The sequence below is a fragment of the Nonomuraea sp. NPDC049684 genome (assembly GCF_044465345.1).
GTDB lineage: Bacteria > Actinomycetota > Actinomycetes > Streptosporangiales > Streptosporangiaceae > Nonomuraea.
Window position 1 is genome coordinate 309,901 of the sequence record NZ_JBITLO010000010.1, and the last position, 17,983, is coordinate 327,883.

At 72.9% G+C, this 17,983-nt stretch carries 13 protein-coding genes; 9 read left to right on the forward strand and 4 right to left on the reverse strand.

What is annotated here, in order from left to right; translation table 11 throughout:
- Positions 1-123: 123 nt before the first annotated feature.
- A complete protein-coding gene (locus ACIBST_RS30005) occupies positions 124-1,083 on the forward strand; it encodes a ferrochelatase (protein WP_397176481.1) in 960 nt (319 codons plus the stop codon).
- On the opposite strand, the gene ACIBST_RS30010 is transcribed toward ACIBST_RS30005, so the two are convergent.
- Entirely contained in the window at positions 1,074-2,261 is a 1,188-nt protein-coding gene (locus tag ACIBST_RS30010) for a lytic transglycosylase domain-containing protein (protein WP_397176482.1), read from the reverse strand. The genes ACIBST_RS30005 and ACIBST_RS30010 overlap by 10 nt on opposite strands.
- A gap of 92 nt (positions 2,262-2,353) precedes the next feature.
- On the opposite strand from ACIBST_RS30010, the gene ACIBST_RS30015 reads away from it, so the two are divergent.
- The 3 genes from ACIBST_RS30015 to ACIBST_RS30025 are packed head-to-tail and all read left to right on the forward strand — an operon-like array spanning position 2,354 to position 5,656.
- Positions 2,354-3,556, forward strand: coding sequence for an MFS transporter (locus ACIBST_RS30015; RefSeq protein WP_397176484.1), 1,203 nt, complete (start codon positions 2,354-2,356; stop codon positions 3,554-3,556).
- Between the two features lie 55 nt (positions 3,557-3,611).
- Entirely contained in the window at positions 3,612-4,334 is a 723-nt protein-coding gene (locus ACIBST_RS30020) for a polysaccharide deacetylase family protein (protein ID WP_397176486.1), read from the forward strand.
- A 44-nt stretch (positions 4,335-4,378) separates the two neighbouring features.
- A complete protein-coding gene (locus tag ACIBST_RS30025; protein WP_397176488.1) occupies positions 4,379-5,656 on the forward strand; it encodes a D-arabinono-1,4-lactone oxidase in 1,278 nt (425 codons plus the stop codon).
- Here ACIBST_RS30025 and ACIBST_RS30030 read toward each other — a convergent pair.
- Complete coding sequence (locus ACIBST_RS30030) at positions 5,653-6,567, reverse strand: hypothetical protein (protein ID WP_397176489.1); 915 nt, start codon at positions 6,565-6,567, stop codon at positions 5,653-5,655. The two genes, ACIBST_RS30025 and ACIBST_RS30030, sit on opposite strands and share 4 nt — an antisense overlap.
- A 113-nt stretch (positions 6,568-6,680) precedes the next feature.
- On the opposite strand from ACIBST_RS30030, the gene ACIBST_RS30035 reads away from it, so the two are divergent.
- Together ACIBST_RS30035 and sepH are read left to right on the forward strand one after the other, a co-directional pair.
- Positions 6,681-7,664: a protease inhibitor I9 family protein gene (locus ACIBST_RS30035; protein WP_397176491.1), complete on the forward strand. Its 984-nt coding sequence runs from the start codon at positions 6,681-6,683 to the stop codon at positions 7,662-7,664.
- A 161-nt stretch (positions 7,665-7,825) separates the two neighbouring features.
- On the forward strand, positions 7,826-10,630 hold the full coding sequence (gene sepH, locus ACIBST_RS30040; RefSeq protein WP_397176492.1) for a septation protein SepH: 2,805 nt from the start codon (positions 7,826-7,828) through the stop codon (positions 10,628-10,630).
- Positions 10,631-10,730: 100 nt separating this feature from the next.
- Here the strand turns inward: sepH and ACIBST_RS30045 are convergent, their stop codons facing one another.
- Positions 10,731-12,224: a PH domain-containing protein gene (locus tag ACIBST_RS30045; protein ID WP_397176494.1), complete on the reverse strand. Its 1,494-nt coding sequence runs from the start codon at positions 12,222-12,224 to the stop codon at positions 10,731-10,733.
- A gap of 41 nt (positions 12,225-12,265) precedes the next feature.
- Complete coding sequence (locus ACIBST_RS30050; RefSeq protein ID WP_358284587.1) at positions 12,266-12,787, reverse strand: PH domain-containing protein; 522 nt, start codon at positions 12,785-12,787, stop codon at positions 12,266-12,268.
- An 800-nt stretch (positions 12,788-13,587) separates the two neighbouring features.
- Between ACIBST_RS30050 and ACIBST_RS30055 the strand changes: the two genes are divergently transcribed.
- The 3 genes from ACIBST_RS30055 (at position 13,588) to ACIBST_RS30065 (ending at position 17,982) form a co-directional block, all read left to right on the forward strand.
- Positions 13,588-14,100, forward strand: coding sequence for a YbhB/YbcL family Raf kinase inhibitor-like protein (locus ACIBST_RS30055; RefSeq protein ID WP_397176496.1), 513 nt, complete (start codon positions 13,588-13,590; stop codon positions 14,098-14,100).
- Positions 14,101-14,299: 199 nt separating this feature from the next.
- Positions 14,300-15,706 carry a hypothetical protein gene (locus ACIBST_RS30060; protein ID WP_397176497.1) on the forward strand — a complete coding sequence of 469 codons (1,407 nt, stop codon included), beginning with the start codon at positions 14,300-14,302 and terminating at the stop codon, positions 15,704-15,706.
- Positions 15,707-15,786: 80 nt separating this feature from the next.
- The gene (locus ACIBST_RS30065; protein WP_397176499.1) at positions 15,787-17,982 is read left to right on the forward strand and encodes a SulP family inorganic anion transporter; all 2,196 of its coding nucleotides are present in this window, start codon (positions 15,787-15,789) and stop codon (positions 17,980-17,982) included.
- The last annotated feature ends 1 nt before the right edge of the window (position 17,983 follow it).

Below are 17,983 nucleotides of genomic sequence, written 5' to 3' on the forward strand. Positions count from 1 at the left end.
TCCGCGGGCGACGCCGCGCTCCGCGCCTCCTCCGCGCTTCCTCCGCGTTTCCGCTGCGCCTCCTCTGCGCTGCCTCGCCCTCCCTCCGGCCGGACCGCCCGCTCTCCTGACTAGGCTTGACACGTGGCTGATTACGACGCTCTGCTCGTCCTGTCGTTCGGCGGCCCCGAGGGCCCCGACGACGTGCTGCCGTTCCTGGAGAACGTCGTGCGGGGGCGCGGCGTGCCGCGCGAGCGGCTGCTCGCGGTGGCCGAGCACTACCAGGGCTTCGGCGGCGTCAGCCCGATCAACCGGCAGAACCGCGAGCTGGTCGAGGCGCTGGGCCCGGTCGCGGGCGTGCCGGTCTACTGGGGCAACCGCAACTGGCACCCCTTCGGCGAGGACACCGTGCGGCAGATGGCCGCCGACGGCGTACGCCGGGCCGCCGTCTTCGCCACCTCGGCGTTCGCCGGATATTCGAGCTGCCGCCAGTACTACGAGGACATCGCCAGGATCTCCGTCGAGGGCGGCCCCGAGCTGATCAAGATGCGGCACTTCGGCGACCATCCGGGGTTCGTCGAGGCGATGGCCGACCACACGCGCCAGGCGCTGGAGCGGCTGGGCCGCGACGACGCCCGGCTGGTGTTCACCGCCCACAGCATCCCGGTCTCGATGGCCGAGACCGCCGGCCCCTCGGGCGGCCTGTACGAGTCCCAGCTCCGCCGCAGCGCCGAGCTGGTCAACCGGGCGCTGGGCCGCGACGAGCCGTGGCACCTGGTGTGGCAGTCGCGCAGCGGCCCCCCGCAGGTGCCGTGGCTGGAGCCCGACGTGTGCGACTTCCTGCGCAAGACGGACGCCGGCTCGGTCGTGCTGGTGCCCATCGGGTTCGTCTCCGACCACATGGAGGTCGTCTACGACCTCGACACCGAGGCCCGACAGGTGGCCGCCGAGCTGGGCCTGCCGATGGAGCGCGCGGCGACGGCCGGCACCCATCCGGCGTTCGTCCGCATGGTCAGGGAGCTGATGGACGAGCCGGAGCCCGTCCCGTGCCCGCTCACCTGCTGCCCGCGTCCGGTCCGGCCCGGCGGGCGGCCTCAGGCGTAGGTGCGGGCGTACGCCTCGGCGATGCCCATGACCTTGTCCACGTAGTCCCACGAGTGGTTGTAGAACCAGATCGACTTGCGCAGCTTCGCGCCGCCCTTGCCCGCGCCGTTGGCGCACAGGTAGTTGGCGGCGCCGGGCACGGCGTCGTAGGGGCTCCAGATGTCGGCCTTGCCGTCGCCGTCGCCGTCCACGCCGTAGTGCTTCCAGGTGGCGGGCATGAACTGCATCGGCCCGAGCGCGCCCGCGCTGGAGGGGCCGTTGTTGCGGCCGTGGCTGCTCTCGACCTGGCCGATGGCGGCCAGCACCGTCCAGGACAGGCCGGGGCAGCGGGTGGCGGCGGCCTTGTAGAGGTCGAGGTAGCTGTTCGGGCGGCCGACGGTGACCGGCTGCTGCTGTTGTTGTTGCGGCTGCTGCTGCTGTTGCCGCTGGGTGCGGCTGGCCGCGTCGAGCACGACGACCTGCGCGCCCTTGCCGAGCAGCCGCCGCACCCCGGCCTCGGCGATCGTGCCCGGCTTGCCGTGCAGCAGCACCGCGACGCCCTTCGCGAAGCCGAGCGACCGGCCCACCTCCGTGCTGACCAGGCCGTCCACGCCGGAGAGCCCGAGCGTGGCCGAAGCCGCGACCCGGAGCCTCGGGCCGCCGTCCACCTGGTACATCGCGCCGAGGATCATGCCGTACCTGCGCGTGGTGCCGGCCTCGGCGACCAGCTCGCCCCGGGCCAGCGCGCTCCAGACGGCCGGCTGGTCGGCGACGGGCTGGGGCGTCCAGGAGCGGAAGTCGGCCGGGTCGACGGCCAGCAGGTTGAGCGACGTGCCGGCGACCTTGACCGCGCCCGCGTCCACGACGGCGGCCTTCTGCACGTGCTTGAGCGCGCCCAGGGCGAGCCTGGTGCGCCGCGAGACCGTGGCGGGCGCGATCGCCAGCACGCGCGGCGGCGTCACGGTGACGCCCGGACCGCCCTGGCCGAAATCCTTGACCGGCGCCGTCGTGGGTACGAGCTGGTCGAGGCGGGGAGCGGCCTCCGGAACCACGCGGGTGATCGGCCTGCGCACCGGCTCCTGGGCCGTCCTGACCAGGTCATCGCCCATGAGCACGACGACTCCCCCGGCCACGGCGGTGACCACGAGCACGCCGAGGACCGTGAGCAGGACCGCACGGAGAGAGGGAAGACCGGACATCAGGCACACGTTAACCCACTCACCGGAAATATCACTTGCCATCCGGACAGACGGTGCGCCATCGTGGGGGCGCCAAGTAAGGAGGAAACAGCGTGGTCGGGCCTTACCGGGGGTTGTTCAAGGGGCCCGGCGTCAAAGGATTCGTGCTGGCCGGGCTCGTCGGCCGGATGCCGATGTCCATGCTCGGCATCGGCGTCGTGCTGCTGATCTCCACCGTCACCGGGTCCTTCGCCACCGCCGGCGCGGTCGGCGCCACCACCAACGTGGCCTTCGCCATCGCGGCGCCGCTGTCGGGGCGGCTGGTGGACAGGTTCGGCCAGAACCGGGTGATCGCCCCCTTCTCGGTGGTCAACGCGCTGGCGATGGCCGCGCTGATGCTCAGCGCCGCGCTCCGCCTGCCCGAATGGACCCTGTACGTCTCCGGCCTGCTGATCGGCGCGTCCTCCCTGTCCATCGGGTCTATGGTGCGGGCCCGCTGGTCCACGATCCACGGCGGCACCGGGACGCTGCACACCGCCTTCGCCTTCGAGTCCGTGGCCGACGAGGTCGTCTTCGTCACCGGGCCCGCGCTCGTCACGGTGCTGGCCACCGCGGTCAACCCGTACGCGGGGCTGGTGGTGGCGCTGGTGTGCATGCTCGGCGGCTGCCTGGCCCTGGCGGCGCAGCGGCGTACGCAGCCCCCGGTGCAACCGATCAGGACGGGCGGCGGCACGCCCATCCTGATCCCCGGCATCGCCCTGCTGGCGTGCGTCTACCTCGGGCTCGGCGCGGTGTTCGGCTCGGTGGACCTGATCATGGTCGCCTTCGCCGAGGAGCACGGCGTGAAGGGCGCCTCGGGATTCCTGCTGGCGGCGTTCGCGGGCGGGTCGATGGTGTCGGGGCTGTGGTTCGGCTCGCGGGAGTGGCGGATCTCGCTGCGCGCCCGGTTCATCCGCGCGCTGGGCGTGTTCGTGGTGGGCCTGCTGCCGATCATGCTCGTGGACGACCCGTGGGTCATGGCCGCCGTGGCTTTCGTGGCCGGTCTGGCCATCTCGCCGACGCTCATCACCGGGTTCTCGCTCACCGAGCGGCTGGTCCCGCCGTCCCTGCTCACCGAGGGCATGGCCTGGATCTCCACCTCGATCGGGTTCGGCGTGGCGATCGGCGCGTGGGCGGGCGGGCGGCTCACCGACAGCTTCGGCGCCTCCAGCGCGTTCGGCTTCGCGGTGTGCGCGGCGCTCACGGCGGCGGTCGTGGGCGTCGGAGGTTCGGGTTTGCTGAGACTTCCGGAAGCGCCTTCACCCCTGAAGAGCTGATCCGCTACGGTCGGGAGTTATCCCTCGCAACACCCATCACACCGGAAGCTTTGCTATGTCCCGACAAATCACTTCACTTCTAGCCATCGCGGCAGTTTGCGTCACCCTGGCTCCCGCGCCCGCGTTCGCCCAGACGCCGAAGAAGGCCGAGGTCGATTGCGAGCAGGTCAAGTGCATCGCGCTGACCTTCGACGACGGGCCCGGCCAGTACGCGGGAACGCTGCTCGACACCCTCAAGAAGTACAACGCCAAGGCGACGTTCTTCCTGGAGGGCCAGTACGTGAACAGCCGTCCGGCCTTCGTCAAGCGCATGGTCACCGAGGGCCACGAGGTGGGCAACCACAGCTACAAGCACCCCGACTTCACCAAGATCGACGCCGGGGTCATCAGGAGCGAGATCAAGAAGACCCAGGACGCGGTCAAGAAGGCGGCGGGCGTCGAGCCCAAGCTGCTGCGACCGCCGTACGGGCTGGCCGACATCCAGGTGTCGGACGTCGCGACCGAGTTCGGCATGCCCATGATCCTGTGGACGGCCGGCTCGCACGACTGGGACACCAAGAACGTCGAGGCCATCAAGAAGAAGACCCTTGAGGTGGCCGAGCGCGACGGCATCATCCTCATGCACGACTGGGTCAAGCAGACCGTGGACGCCATGCCCGCGATCGTCAAGTCGCTGCAGGCCAAGGGTTACCAGCTCGTCACGGTCTCCGACGTGATCAAGCAGCAGAACCTGCAGCCCGGTCAGATTTTCCCGGTTCCCGAAGGCTGGGAGAAGTGAGTATCGTTCACGTTTAATCGGAACGACGCTCGGAGGGGCGCCTCATGGTCTTCACTAACTGGGCCGGCAATCAGACGGGCGCCCCTGCCGAGGTGCGCACCCCCGCGAGCGTGGCGGACGTCGTCCAGGCCGTGCGGGACGCCTCGGCCGCCGGGCGCCGCCTGCGCATGGTCGGCACGGGCCACTCCTTCACCGGGGTGGCCCTCACCGACGGGATCATGCTCCGCCCCGAGGGGCTGAGCGGCATCAGGTCCGCCGGCGAGGACCGCGTCACGGTCCTGGCCGGCACGCCGCTCAAGGTGCTGAACGAGCTGCTCGACCAGCGCGGGCTGGCCCTGGCCAACATGGGCGACATCACCGAGCAGACCGTCGCCGGCGCGATCCAGACCGGCACCCACGGCACCGGCCGCGACAGCGGCGGCCTGGCCGACCAGGTCGCCGAGCTGGAACTGGTGCTCGCCGACGGCTCGGTCGTCACGGCCGTGCCCGGCGAGGACCTGTTCGACGCCGCCCGGGTCGGCCTCGGCGCGCTGGGCGTGCTGACGGCCGTGACGTTCCGGGTGGAGCCCGCGTTCCTGCTGCGCAACCGGCGGCGCAGGATGACGCTCACCGACATCCTCGGCTCGCTCGACTCGCTGACCTCGGCCAACGAGCACCTCGACTTCTTCTGGCTGCCGCACACCGACGCCTGCCTGGTCAAGACCAACAACAGGGACGCGGGCCCGGCCAGGCCGCCGAGCCCGTTCAAGCACTGGCTGGACAACGTGTTCCTGGAGAACACCGTCTTCGGCGCCGCCTGCGCCGTCGGCGGGCGGCGTCCGGCGCTGATCCCGCGGATCAACGCGATCAGCGCGGCGGCCCTCGGCGACTCGGAGGCGGTGGACACGTCGTACAAGGTGTTCACGGCCCGCCGGGACGTGCGGTTCCTGGAGATGGAGTACGCCGTGCCGCGCGAGCACCTGGCCCAGGCGCTGCGCGAGACCCGCGACCTGATCGACAGGATGGACTGGAAGATCACCTTCCCGGTCGAGGTCCGCGTCACGCCGCCCAGCGACGCCTGGCTGTCCACCGCGTACGGACGCGACTCGGCCTACGTCGCCTGCCACATCTACCGGCCCACGCCCAACCCCGCCTACTTCGAGGGCGTGGAGGAGATCATGAACCGGCTGGACGGCCGGCCGCACTGGGGCAAGATGCACACCCGCGACGCCGCGTACCTGCGCAAGGTCTACCCCCGCTTCGACGACTTCGTCGCGCTGCGCGACCGGCTGGACCCGCGCCGGGTGTTCACCAACGACTACCTCGACGTGGTGCTCGGCTAGCGCCCCTCCTGCTGCGCCGGCGGCTCGTCCGGCTGCGTCGTGGCCGGGGGCGCGCTGGACTGCTGCCCGCCCGGGTCGGGACGCTCCTGCTCCTCCTCGCCGGGGCCGGGCGTCTCGGGGACGGGCTCGACCGTGTCCGTGGGCGTGGGCGCCGGGGTGCCGCTCGGCTTCGGCTCGCCGGTCTCGGACGGCGGCGGCGTGCGCGGCGTGTCCGTGGGCGTCGGGGTGGGGGTCGGGGTCGGCGACTGGGTCGGCCCGGCCGGCCGGTCGTCGCGGTCCTGGCGGTCGTGCCCCTGGTCCTTGACGGGGGCGCGCTGCTGCTCCTTCACCGGCGTCTGCCTGCCGGTGACCCGCTCGTGCAGCGTCCGGTGGTCGAGGGCCTGGAAGGCGAGGATGCCGCCCATGCTGACCGCGAACACCAGCGCGGCCGCGACCGCCATCTTCAGCCACGGCAGCCCCCTGCGCCCGGCGGGCACGGCGACCGGCATGACCAGCGTGTCATGCCCCTGGTCGCCGCCTCCCTGAGCACCGCTCCCCTGGACGCCGCCTCCCTGAACGCCGCCTCCCTGAACGGCGCCTCCCTGAACGGCGCTTCCTTGGACGGTGTGCGCGGCGGTCTCCTCGCCCGCGGCCGGGGTGGCGTTCGCGGCGGCGGCGAGCAGGCCCTGCCCCTCCTCCTGCTCCTCGCGCCACGCGGACAGCGTGTGCTGCTTGACCCGGTCGCCGGTGCGCTTGAGATAGTGCGTATAGACGGCACTGGCCACCGTGCTCGCGATGCTGACCACGGCGGCGCCGATCACGGTGCCCGCCACCCCGAGGTAGGAGGCGGCCACCGCGGCGGTGACGGCGGCGAGGGCGCTCCCGAGGATCTGTGGCACGCTCAGCTCGAACTTCCGCTGCTCGCCGGTCATCCCCCGGATCAGTCCCCTCTGGTCATACGTACGGTAAAGAGCTTCCTCGTGAATAGACGCGAGCGCGTGTCCCGTTGTTCCTGTGACCTGCGTGACAGGCATCCTCGTAACTCGTGCCCCGACGATTCGGCCTACCCTCCGTCTACCTCGCCGCGGCCGTGGCGACGGCCGCGACGACCGCTGTGCCTCTCGCCATGACGCCCGCCTCCGGACTCGCCCTGCGCCCCTCGGCCTCCGAGCCCACCCGGCCCTACATCGTCACCGCGCGCAGCCGCGCGGACGCCCGGGACCTCGTCGCGGAGGTGAGATGGCGGGTACGGCGTTACTACACCGAGGCCCTGCCGGGTTTCGCCACCTTCCTCACCGTCGGCGAGCTGGCCGAGCTCAGATCCGATCCCCGGGTCCTGGCCGTCGAGCCCGACCGCGAGATCCACGCCATGCCCGCCGACGCGCCCGCCCCCGCCGAGGCCGCCTCCGACACGAGCGCGGGCACGGACACGGGCGCGGGCACGGACACGGGCGCGGGCACGACCGTGTTCGTCGTGGACAGCGGCGTCGACGTCACCCGGGCCGAGTTCGGCGACCGGGCCTGGCGCGCCTTCGACGCCACCGGCGGCACCGGGCGCGACTGCGGCGGGCACGGCACGCGCGTGGCCAGGGCCGTCGCCTCGCGGGCGCCGCAGGCCAGGATCGCCTCGGTGCGGGTGCTCGGCTGCGCGGGGTCGGGCTCGCTGGCCGACGTGCTGGCCGGGCTCGACTGGATCCGGCGGCACGCGCGCGGCCCGTCCGTCGTCGCGCTCGCCGCCGACGGGGCCGACTCGCCCGCGCTCGGCGCCGCCGTACGGTCGCTGGTGCGCTCGGGGGTGTTCGTCGTGGGCGCGGCCGACTCGGGCTGGTGCCAGGTCGCCTCCGGCGGGCCGGCGTTCTCGGCCGGCGCCCCGTACCTCGCCGCCGCCGCGGCGCGTCTTCTCGAACGCCGTCCGGACGCCGGTCCTTCCCTTGTCGCGAGTTCGCTGAAGTGCACAACAGCACGCGCCGCGATTCGCCAGAATCCGTCGAGGAGCTCTAACCTCCTCATGCACAGCGGCGGGCACTAGAGGAAATGGAATCCACAAATGTGACCGGCGTCACATCGCCCCCGGGGCTTCCCAGGAAGGCGATGTTCGGACATGCCGGGTACGGTGCTGGCAGGCAACCGGCACACGCGAGAGACTCAAGGGTCCGGGGGAAGAATGGCGACGCTGACGAAGGGACTCGCATGCAGGAGCTCCGACTCGTCGCGGTGAGTGAGGACGGCACCTATCTCGTGCTGGCTACTGCCGGGCGAGGTACGCGCTTCACCCTTCCCGTGGACGACCGGCTCCGTGCTGCCGTCCGCGGCAACTTCTCCCGTCTCGGCCAGTACGAGATCGAAGTGGAGAGCCCGTTGCGCCCCAAGGAGATCCAGGCACGCATCCGCGCCGGAGAGACAGCGGAAGAGATCGCCGCGACCGCCGGGATCCCGGTCGAACGAGTCCGCTGGTTCGAGGGCCCGGTGCTGCAGGAGCGGGAGTACGTCGCCCAGCAGGCGCAACGCGTCGCCGTCCGCATGCCCGGGGAGACCGCGCCCGGTCCCACCCTCGGCGAGCTGGTGGCCGAGCGGCTGACCAGGCGCGGCGTCCCCACCGACGAGATCGACTGGGACTCGGCCAAGCGCGACGACGGCCTGTGGCGGGTCAAGCTCGGCTACGTCTGGAACGGTCACACGCGTCACGCCGAATGGCTCTTCGACCCGCGCAAGCGCCACGTCTCCCCGCACGACGACGAGGCCATGCGCCTGTCGTCGGCCGACTTCGATCCCGAGCCCGCCGTGGTGGAGGACACCACGGTCACGCCGTTCGCGCCGCGGGTGGCCAAGCTGCAGCCGGTGCCGCCGCTCGCCTCCGACCCGCTGCCCTTCCCTTCGGTCGTGCGCCGCGAGCCGGAGGAGCCGGCCGTCGGCTACACCCCGCCGCCCAGGCCCGCCGACACCGGCGGCTACGGCCGCGGCCCCGACCTGCCGGGACGCGACCTCACAGGCCGCGACGTCTCCGGGCGTGACGTGCCTGGGCGTGACGTGCCGTTCGACCGGCCGTCCCCGGGGCGGGCGAGCGCGTCGGACAGCTCGTCGTCCCTGCCCGACGCCACCCGCGCCCCCTTCCGGGGCGAGGGCTTCCACCAGGACCCGTCGCGCGCCGAGGGGCAGCGCGGGGAGCGCTCTGAGGGGCAGCGCGGGGAACGCGCCGAGGGGCAGCGCGGGGAGACCGCGGGCCGCGAGACCGGCTTCGGCCGCTCCACGGACGCCTCCTCCCGCCGCGGCGGCACGTCGCCGTGGCTGCCCGACTTCGGCTCCGGCCGCTCCAGCGAGCGCGACGACTCCATCTACGCGCCCGCCACCCCGCCCTCCCGCCCGCTCACCTCCCACCCATCACCCACCGAACCGACGACATCCGCCCAGCCTTCCGCTGCCTCGGATTTCGGTACGCAGCCACCCGCCACCTCGGACTTCCGCACGCAGCCACCCGCCGCTCCGGACCTCGGTACCCGGCCGCCCGCTGCTTCGGACTTCCGCCCGCAGCCGCCTGCGACCCAGGCACCTGGCACGCAGTCGCCTACCAGCCCGTCGATGGATGGGCAACCGTCGGTCAGCCCGTCGCAGGGTGCCCAGTCGCCCGCCGCTTCTGAGGCCGGCACTCGGTCCCCTGCCGCTTCGGAGTCTCTGGGTCAGCAGGCGGCGGTGTCCGCTGCCGAGGGCGCCGCCACGTCGGCGGCTCCTGAGGTCCCGCCGACGTCGGCCGCTCCCGAAGGGCCGGGGGTGCCGCCGGCGGAGCAGCCGTCCTCGCCGACGGCCCACGGCGAGCGCACGGCTCAGCCCGACGCTTCCGCTCCGGCCCAGCCCAGTACCTCGGCGCCTGCCGCCGCGACGCCCGTCCAGCCGGAGCCCGCCGCCACGGCCGACGTGCAGCAGGAGACCGCGGCCGCCACGGAGGCCCAGCCGACGGGCTCGGCCGTGGATGCTCAGCTCTCCACGACGCCGGAGGCCGACACCACGTCCGCCTCCACCACGCCCGAGACCGACACCACCGCTTCTCCCGCGCCCGAAGACGCCGGCGACTCCCCCGCGCCCTCGTCGGACGCCTCGACGGCCGGTGCGACGGACGTCCCGGACGCCGAGGCGGAGGCTTCCTCCCCCACCGCACCCACCGAACCGACCACCACCGAGGCGACCGCCGCGGACGTGACGTCAAGCGCACCGACCACCGCGGAGCCCGCGCCCAAGACGCCCGATTCCACCGAGCCGGAGGATGCGACGACCGCACCCCCCGAGCCGGAGGACGCGGCAACCGCAGCGCAGGCGCAGGCCGCCACACCACAGCCGACCACCGAGAGCGCACCGGCAACCCCGGCAGCCACCGAGGACGTCCCGGAAACCGCCACGACCGCCGAGGCGGACGCCACCCCCCAGGCAGAGCCGGCCCCAATCGAGCCGGCACCGGCCGAGGCGGCGACGCCCGACGCACCCGCCGCCGAGACGTCCGCCACCGAGGACGCACCGGCCGACGAGCCCTCAGCCGCCGCCTCCCAGGACGAGCCGGCCGCCGAGACCGGCCAAGAGTCCCCGGCCGCTCCGGAGGCGGCTGCGGCGAAGTCCCCGGACGCCGAGCACGAGCACCCGGCGACGGCACCCGAACCCGCCGCCCAGGACGTGCCCGCCGAGGACGTTTCCACCAAGGACGTAGCCGTGCCGGAGGCGTCCGAGGAGGCGGCAGAGCAGGTCGAGGTGCCCGAGACGGTCGAGGTGGCTGAGAAGAAGGCGCCCGCGCCCAGGCCCAAGCCCGGCCCCGGCGCTCCCAAGGGCACCCCGCCGGTCCCGGCCGCCCGTCCCGGCAAGGACGACGCCAAGGGCCCCGGCAAGGACGACGTCCCGGTGCCCTCTCCGCCGCCCGCGCCGGCCGCGCGTCAGGCGCGCAAGGGTTCGCGGGGCCGCCGAGCCTCCGTTCCGACGTGGGACGAGATCATGTTCGGCGCCCGCCGCCAGGACTGACCCGCACCCGATCAGGCGACCACAGGCCGCGCCCACCTCGACAGGAGGGCGCGGCCTCGGTCGTTCAAGAAGGAAGTACCGCGGTGTCCGGCGAAGGCGTTCAGTTCTGCGGCGGGACGGCGTGGGGCTGCATGAACGGCGCCAGCCACTCCGGCGTCACCTCGGCGGGGAACGCCGCCCCCTGAGCCTCCGAGACGTCCAGCGCGTCGTAGCCGCCCTTGCCCGCCCCGACGCCCGCGATCAGCGTCAGCACCCCGGCCCGTCGCTGGAACCAGGTCTGACGCAGCCGCCAGCCCACCACGGCCCGGCGTTCGATCACGGCCTCGGCGCGGCGCAACGAGCCCGACCGGACGACCAGCCGGGCGCCGTCGTAGCCGTGCCCCAGGGAGGCGTACCGGTCGAGGCCCAGGAACACCCCAGCGCCCGCCAGGAGCACCGCCAGGACCGTCAGGATCCACCAGAGCATCATTCCTGTGGCCCACGCCCCGGCGGCGCTCAGCGTGGCCAGGAGGAGCCACGGGAAGACCGCGCGGAACAGGCGGCGGTTGCGGGCGACCGGCGGATGGGCGCGCAGAGTGGAGCGGAAGGGGCCCACGGCGTCGGCGGTGACGCCGACGGCGACCTGGCGCGGCACGTCGGGCAGGAGCTGCCCGCGCGTCTCGGAGTCGCCCAGCCCGGTCACGATCGCCCAGACGCGGACGACCCCGGCAATGCGTTCGGCCAGACCGTCGACGATCTCGTAACCGCGCACCCGCCGGGACTCCAGCGACACGCTGCGCCGGTTGATCAGCCCGCGTTCGGCCACGAGGTAGCCGTCGCGGCGGGTGAGCCGGAAGTCCCAGTTGAAGACGGCGTACATCACGCCGCCGACGAACGGCATGGCGACGACCAGCAGCAGCGCCACCACGAGCAGCAGGTAGGGGTGCTCCCACAGCCACTCCCCCGCGCTCCAGGCGGCGTCCTGGCCGAAGCCCAGGTCGTCGCCCCACTGGAAGGCCAGTCCCACCGCGCCGCCGGCGAGCGCGAACGGCGTGAGCAGGTACGCCCCGGACAGCGGCCCGTACAGGAGCCACCGGCGCGGGACGGCGATGATCGGCCGGTTCACCGGGGCGGGGCCGGGCCCGGGGAGGTGCTCGGCCTCCCTGACCTGGACCGCACGGCGCAGCAGCACCGCCTTGAGGCGTTCGGCCTCGCCCAGCGTGACGCCGTCGAGCGCGGCCTCCTCGTCGTCGCCGCTCGCGCCCGTGTCGACCTTGAGCACGGCGAGCCCGAGAATGCGGTGCATGGGCGGCGTGGACACGTCGACGCCGCGCACCCGTTCCAGCGGGATGGTCCGGATCGAGCGGCTGATGAGCGACCGCTTGGTCTCCAGGCGGTCGCCGACGATCTCGTACGTGAAGGTGGCCCAGCGGATGACCGCGAACACGACGGTGCCGACGACGCCGAACGCCGCCCACGCATAGGACCTGGCCGAGAAGCCGCCCACGAACAGCACGCCGACCAGGGGCAGCAGCAGCGAGGGCAGCATGCGTACCGGGTCGATGAGCAGCACCTTGGGGCTCAGCCGCCTCGGCGCGGGCGGCGGGGGCGGCATGGGCGGAGGTGGCAGAGGGGTCGGTGGTGGTGGCGGCTGGGTCACGTGGCGTCGTCCCTGAGTTCCTCGGCGCGGTGGGCGAGCCGTTCAGCGAGCCCGGCCGCCACCTCGAAGTCGAGGCCCTTGATCGTGGACGAGCCCGCGTGCGAGGCGGTGCGGATCTCCAGCGTGGCCAGGCCGAGCAGCCGTTCCATCCACCCCTGGCCCTTGTCGACGGTCTGGATGCGGCTCACCGGCACGAACACCCATTCCCTGGTCAGGAACCCCGACCTGGCGTAGACGACGTCGCCCGACAACTCCCAGCGGTGGACGGCGTACCTGATGAACGGCTCCGCCGCCAGGAACGGCGTCAGCACGACCCCGACCACCAGCGGCAACAACCAGGAACGCGCGGCGAACCACGACGGGACCCACGACCAGCCGCTGCCGCCTACCCACCCGGCCACCACGGCCGAACCGCCCACGAACAACACGAACCCGATCGCCGCCTGCAGCAACCACAGGCGGCGGGCTTTGGGCGAGACGCGGTGCGCGGGGTCACGCAGTGGGCCTTTTGACGTCACAAGAACCAGCTTAGGGCGCACGCCCCGAAAGACGATCTGACCCCGCCCCCAAGATCTCCTCCATCCCCCGGCCCGCCCGCCCAGGGTCATAGGGCAAGAGCCGAGGGAGTGGCGGCAGGTAAAGATCGGGCGGGCGGCGCGGCGTGTCGGACGGCCGGCCGAGGGCGGCGGGTGCATGCTCGGTGGCGGCCGGCCGCAGGCTGTCGAGCTGGGCCACGTCGGCGGCGCCACGTTCGTGCCATCCAGGCCCGGCGGCGCGTTACCGCACCACGCGCGAAACGCCCTCACGAAGCGTGGCAGCCGCCGTCCCCCGCAAGCACAGCAACGCGACGGCCCCGCCCTCCCATAAGCCGCAGAGACGCGACGGCCTCCGCCTTCCCGCAAGACGCGGAGACCTGGGCCGCCGCTCTCCCGCAAGGCGTGGAGATCCGGGCAGCCGCACCCCCTGCGCAAAGCACATCTGCCTCGTTCGACGCATCTGAATTTTGCGTGCTGGGCGACGTCCGAAACCATGCCCGTTTTGTCCTGTCGTCTCGCGCCCCGGGACGGCACCGCGCACCCCGGGGAACGGGCAGGCCAGGAAGGTCATCGGATCGTCACGCCCGGCCCTTCGCCGACGGCGTCCCTGTGGCCAACTTCACCCCCCGGATCCCCGCATTCGGCCCGGTTTCGGCTCCTTTACCGACGACCGACCATCGGGAAACGGTCTGCGCACCGCCGAGAGCCGCGTAGCATCATCCGGCATGGGGCTGTGTAACACGGCATCACGTGTGAGGCGGGCCGCTGTCAGTGTGACAGTGGTGGCTTTCGCGCTCACCCTGTCAGGTTGCGCCGCCCTGGGCATCGGAAGATCCCAGGCCAAGGAGATCGCGGAGATCAACGTCTCGAGTCCGGAGTTGCGCGACGGCATGCCGCTGCCGAGCGAGTTCTCCTGCCGAGGCCGCCAGGGCAGCCCCCCGCTGCGCTGGTCCAGCGAGCCCTTGCCGAAGGCGAAGTCGATCGCGATCGTGGTCGACTCCCATACTCCCTCCGAATCGGCCGTTCACTGGGTGCTCTACAACATCCCGGCGACCACGACCGAGCTGGGGCCGGGTGCCGCCGAGAGTCCGCCAGAGGGCTCCAGCCAGGCCACGGTGACCAGTGGGAAGGCGGGCTACGAACCGCCCTGCAACACTCCGGGCAGCTACCGGTTCACCGTCTACACGCTGAACGACAAGGTCGTGGTGACGGAGGGCGGCCTCCCCGAGATCTTGAAGAAGATCGCCGACCACACCATCGCCCGAGGCCGGCTGACGGCGGTGAACATCCAGTGACAGGTCGATCACCGCAGGTAGACCGGATGGACCAATTCTTTGCGTAGGGTGTGACAACTCTCATAGTGGTCCGACAGAATCAGATCCAATTGTTAGGCATTGGTGATCAAAGGGGGCAGATCGCGTCGATGGCCGCGCGATCTCACCGATGCCACAGGGAGGCCATGGCTTTGAGGGTGGTGCAATGATCGCGGTCGTCGTGAGCTTGGTCGCTGTCGTGCTCCTCGTGCTCGTCGTCGTGGCACTGGGCATGCGTTCCATGAACCGCCGGGAGAGCTCTCTCCCTCCGGAACGGCTGAAGGAGATGGCCGAGAAGGAGGAGATGACGCACGCCCGGTCCACCGACGAGTTCGCCGCGCACGAACCGCGCATGGCCAATTTCAGCCCTGACTTCTCCCCGATCGACGAGGTGAAGCCCAAACCCGTCCGCACCGGCCAGCGTGGCAGGCGTGGCGTCGACGAGTGGGGCAACCCGACCACCGACCACGAGGACGAGGAGTTCTGGGCGAACATCCGCAGCGACGCGGAGGAGGGCGGTTTCGGCGCCGGCGGCACCGTGGCGGCCCGGAAGGGCGCCTCCCGTCCCGTCGAGCGTGAGCAGCCCGCCGAGCGCCGGGAGCGTCCCGCCAAGCCCAAGCCCGTGGCCGCCGCGGCCGACCCCAACGCCGCGACCGTCCAGGCCCCGCTGCCCCAGCGCCAGCCCGCCGCCGCCGCGGCGGCCAACCTCGCCGACCTGGTGGAGCCCGCCAAGCGGCCCACTCCCTCCGCCTCCGACCTGGCCGACCAGCGCACGGTGACGTTCGCGGCGCCCACGCCCGACGTGCTCAGCCTTCTCGGCGGCGGCGCCCAGCCGGTCGTGCCGGCCTCCCGCCCCGAGCCCCTGCCCGCGAGCGGCGCCCACCCGGCCGTCCCGGCAGCGGGCGGCGGCTCGTTCCCCGCCCACCCGGCCGCCGCCGGCGGGTCCTACGCAGGCGTCACCTCCAGCGGGTCCTTCCCGGTCGCGCCGGTCGCGCCGATCCACGGCGCGCCGACCAGCGACCCGTTCCCCGCGTACAACAACGCCGCCAACAACGCGGCCGACGCCCTTGAGACCACCTGGACGGGCGCGCCCGCCGCGGCCACCTCAGGCTCCTGGCCCGCCGCCTCGCCCGACATCCTCGACGACCCCTCCCCCGCCTCCTACGGCGGCCCGGCGAGCTCCTGGCCCGCCTTCGTGGAGCAGCCCGCCGCCACCGCCTCGCCCGCCGCCGCGTTCCCGGCCTCGTACGAGGTGCGCGCCGGCTGGGCCGTGGCCGACGACTCCGGCTCCCCCATCACGGGCCCCTCTCCGGCCACCGGCACGCCGACCGTTCCCGCCCGCGCGGTCTCGGCCTACGACGACGTCCTGTCGGCTCCGCCGGCGACGCCCGCGCCGTCCTCCATCGCGTACGAGACCGGCGACTTCACCGCCGGGCCCGGCCCCGCCTGGCCCGAGCCGCCGTCCGGCACGGCGAACTGGCCGACGTACGGCGGGCAGTCGCAGGGCGCGGCGACGCCCGGCCAGGCCGACAACGGCGGCGGCCGTCGCCGCGCCCCCGAGCAGGACTACAACGACTACTACCGGTGATCTCCGGCCCCTTACCGAATGAGTAAAACCCCCGCGACGACCCCCTAAAGCGGGGGTGGCGCACCACTAGGGTTTCCGACATGATCGGCGATACCCTCAGTAGCTGGTTGCGTACGCTACGGCATGATCTACCCGCTTCGCTCGTGGTCTTCCTCGTCGCAGTCCCGTTCTCCCTGGGCATCGCGGCGGCCTCGGGCGCCCCGCCGGCCGCCGGGCTCATCGCCGCCGTCGTGGGCGGGGTGGTGGCCGGCTCGCTGGGCGGGTCTGCCGTCCAGGTGAGCGGGCCGGCCGCAGGGGTGTCCGCGGTGGTCGTGGAGCTGGTGCGGGTCCACGGCTGGCGGGCCACGTGCATGATCACGCTGCTGGCGGGGGTCGTCCAGCTCGTGCTCGGCGTGGTCAAGGCAGCCCGGGTCGTCCCGGCCGTCTCCCCCGCGGTCCTGCGCGGCCTGCTGGGCGCGGTCGGCGTGATCCTCGCGCTCTCCCAGCTCCACGTGGTCCTCGGCGGGCAGCCCCAGCTCTCGGCCCTGGCCAACCTCGCCGACCTGCCCGGCCAGATCGCCGGCCTCCACGGGCACAAGGTCGCGCTGGGCCTGTTCACGATCGTGGTGCTGGCGTCGTGGACGCGGCTGCCGGCCCGGGTCAGGGTGGTGCCCGCGCCGCTGGTGGCGCTGCCGGCCACGGCGGGCGTCGCCTGGCTGGCCGGCTGGGACGTCACGCACGTCGACCTGGCGGGCAGCTTCGCCGGGTGGGGTTTCCCGGTGCTGCCGTCCGCCGACTGGCACACGATCGTGGGCGCGGTGCTGCTCGTGGCGCTGCTGGGCAGCGTCGAGTCGCTGCTGTGCGCGTCCGCCGCCGACGGGACGCACCCCGGCCGCCGCGCCGACCTCGACCAGGAGCTGACCGGTCAGGGCGTGGCCAACATGGTGTCGGGGGCACTGGGCGGGCTGCCGGTCGCCGGCGGCGTCGTGCGTACGGAGGCGAACGTGCGGGCGGGCGGCCGCACCCGGTCGGCGGCGATCCTGCACGGGGTGTGGGTGCTGGGCTTCGCGGTGGGTTTCGGCTGGACGGTGCGGCTGATCCCGCTGGAGGCGCTGGCGGCGCTGCTGGTGTTCACCGGCGTGCGGCTGGTGGGGCTGGCGCGCGTCAGGAAGGGCCGCGGGCACGGCGAGGTGCCGGTCTACGCGGTGACGGCGGTGACGGTGATCGTGCTGGGCCTGGCCGAGGGAGTACTGGCGGGGGCGGCGCTGGCCGCGCTGCTGGCGCTGCGCCGGCTGACCTGGGTGAGCGTGCGCAGGCGCGAGGAGCCGGACGGCCGGCTGCACGTGACGATCAGCGGCTCGCTGACGTTCCTCGGCGTGCCCAGGCTGACGCACGAGCTGCGGTCGATCCCCGCGGGCACGCCGGTCGACCTCGACCTCACCATCGACTTCATGGACAACGCGGCCTTCGAGGCCATCCACTCCTGGCGGCTGGACCACGAGCAGGCGGGCGGCACGGTCGATCTCGACGAGCCGCACGACGAGTGGTACACGCTGGCGTCCGGCGGGGGCCGCGCCTGTCCCGGCGGGTCGCCGGACCGGCGATGGGTGCCGTGGGCGCAGCGGCGGGCCCGCCCGCAGCGCCGCGCCATCCCCGACGACGGCGGCTCGACCCCGGTGACCTGCACCGAGGGGACGCGCGACTTCCACCGCACCACGGCGCCGCTGGTCCGGCCGATCTTCACCGAGCTCGCGCGCAAGCAGCAGCCGACCCACCTGTTCATCACCTGCGCCGACTCCAGGATCGTGCCCAGCCTGATCACGGCGAGCGGTCCCGGCGACCTGTTCACCGTGCGCAACATCGGCAACCTGGTGCCGCGCCGCGGCTCCGAGCCGCACGACGACTCGGTGGTGGCCGCGATCGAGTACGCCACGCAGGTGCTCGGCGTGCGCACGATCACCGTGTGCGGGCATTCGGGGTGCGGGGCCATGGCCGGGGTGCTCAGCGCCGGGGTGCAGGCCGGCAGCCTGCCGGGGCTGCGGCGGTGGCTGCGGCACGGGAACCACAGCCTGGCCAGGTTCATCGAGACCGAGGGCGACCGGCTGCACAAGGGGGCCCTCGACGTGTTGTGCCGGGTGAACGTCCAGCAGCAGCTGGAGAACCTGCGCACCTACCGGAAGGTGGACGAGCAGGTCAGGGCGGGCAAGCTGGAGCTGGTGGGCCTGTACTTCGACATCGGGTCGGCGCGGGTGCACCTGGTGCCGCCGCTGCGGTCTTCGCTCTCCGTGAAGTTGTGAG

Bases quoted from the DNA above. Each gene is read 5' to 3' on its own strand.
- ACIBST_RS30010 (WP_397176482.1), bottom strand. From the start codon at position 2,261: ATGTCCGGTCTTCCCTCTCTCCGTGCGGTCCTGCTCACGGTCCTCGGC.
- ACIBST_RS30020 (WP_397176486.1), top strand. From the start codon at position 3,612: ATGTCCCGACAAATCACTTCACTTCTAGCCATCGCGGCAGTTTGCGTC.
- ACIBST_RS30025 (WP_397176488.1), top strand. From the start codon at position 4,379: ATGGTCTTCACTAACTGGGCCGGCAATCAGACGGGCGCCCCTGCCGAG.
- ACIBST_RS30030 (WP_397176489.1), bottom strand. From the start codon at position 6,567: ATGACCGGCGAGCAGCGGAAGTTCGAGCTGAGCGTGCCACAGATCCTC.
- sepH (WP_397176492.1), top strand. From the start codon at position 7,826: ATGCAGGAGCTCCGACTCGTCGCGGTGAGTGAGGACGGCACCTATCTC.
- ACIBST_RS30045 (WP_397176494.1), bottom strand. From the start codon at position 12,224: ATGCCGCCCCCGCCGCCCGCGCCGAGGCGGCTGAGCCCCAAGGTGCTG.
- ACIBST_RS30065 (WP_397176499.1), top strand. From the start codon at position 15,787: ATGATCGGCGATACCCTCAGTAGCTGGTTGCGTACGCTACGGCATGAT.